We start from the raw sequence: 1279 nt of genomic DNA, 5'->3' as shown, positions 1-1279 counted from the left end.
CACCGCCGCAGGGCTGTCCATCGCCATCGGCGGGGGCTTGCGCGACTGGATCGGCGCCCCGGCCGGCTCGGGCGCGCTCGGCACGGCCCTCCAGACGCCGGGCACCGGCTATTCCTTCGTCTACCACGTCGAGATTGCGCTGCTCTTCATGACGCTCGCCGCGCTGGGGCCGCTGGTGCGCATCGGCCGGGGCGCCGGCCCCGCTTCCGGACAGGGCCCGGCCCGTATCGGCCTGGCCGACTTTCCGACATGACCCGCCGTTCCGCCAAGAGGACACCGACACGACAGACCCGTTCTTCGCCAACTTCGACCTCGCGCGTGTCGCGATATGGTTGTTCTGGATATTCTCCGCCTTGCTGGCCTACTACATCCAGCGCGAGACCATGCGCGAGGGCTATCCGCTCGGGGAGGACGACGGCCGCGAGGCGGCCAGCCAGGGGCCTTTCCCGGTGCCCGATGACAAGACGTTCAAGCTGCCCCACGGGCGCGGCGAGGTGACCGTTCCCTCCGGGCAGAACCCCGACCGGCGCGACCTTGCGCTTGAAAAGACGGCGGCGGGCAACGGGGTTGCCTTCGTGCCCACCGGCGACCCGATGGCCGACGGCGTCGGGCCCGCGTCATGGGCCCCGCGCCGCGACGTGCCCGAACTCGACGGCCACGGCCACCCCAAGATCGTGCCCCTGTCGGCAACCGATCACTTTCACATGGCCGCCGGGCGCGATCCGGGCGGTCTGCCGGTCGAGGCCGGCGACGGCGCGACGGTCGGCACCATCACCGACATGTGGGTCGACGAGCCCGAGCAGCTGGTCCGCTTCATCGAGGTCGCGCTGGATACCGCGCATGGCGGCGGCAAGCGCCTGATCCCGCTGACGATGGCCCGGATCAAGACCGACCGGATCAAGGTGCGCTCGGTTTTCGGCCATCACTTCGCCGGCGTGCCGCAACATGCCTCGCCCCGCCAGGTCACCCTTCTCGAGGAGGACAAGATTACCGCCTACTACGCCGGCGGTACGCTCTACGCCTCCCCGGAGCGGCTGGACCCGCAACCGGGCTGACCCCCGCAAGGAGACCGTCATGAGCCACGATGATTTCGCCTTCGAACCGATCAATGGATTCCCCGAACGCCCGCCCGAGGGCGAGCGCATCCTCTGGCAGGGCCGGCCCGACCGGTGGCGGCTGAGACGGTAGCCGATAGTTGCCATGATATCATCTCCTCACTGTAGTAGGTGGTAACAACTGACTTTAGACTACAATGATTCGGTAACAACAGGAAGGAAAA

The 1279-nt window shown here is 68.1% G+C and carries 1 protein-coding gene and 1 pseudogene; both read left to right on the top strand.

Going from position 1 to position 1279, the window contains the following annotated elements; translation table 11 throughout:
* Positions 1-253: PucC family protein (locus ACH107_RS32910; protein WP_412509794.1), on the top strand; the 253-nt coding region annotated here is incomplete at its 5' end.
* Between the two features lie 31 nt (positions 254-284).
* Positions 285-1055, top strand: a pseudogene (gene puhA / locus ACH107_RS32905) (photosynthetic reaction center subunit H); the annotation flags it as partial.
* Positions 1056-1279: the final 224 nt, after the last annotated feature.

This window comes from Roseovarius halophilus (ex Wu et al. 2025) (genome assembly GCF_047086965.1).
The sequence above is the reverse complement of the archived record's forward strand: the minus strand, read 5'-3'. Positions and strand labels throughout refer to the sequence as shown.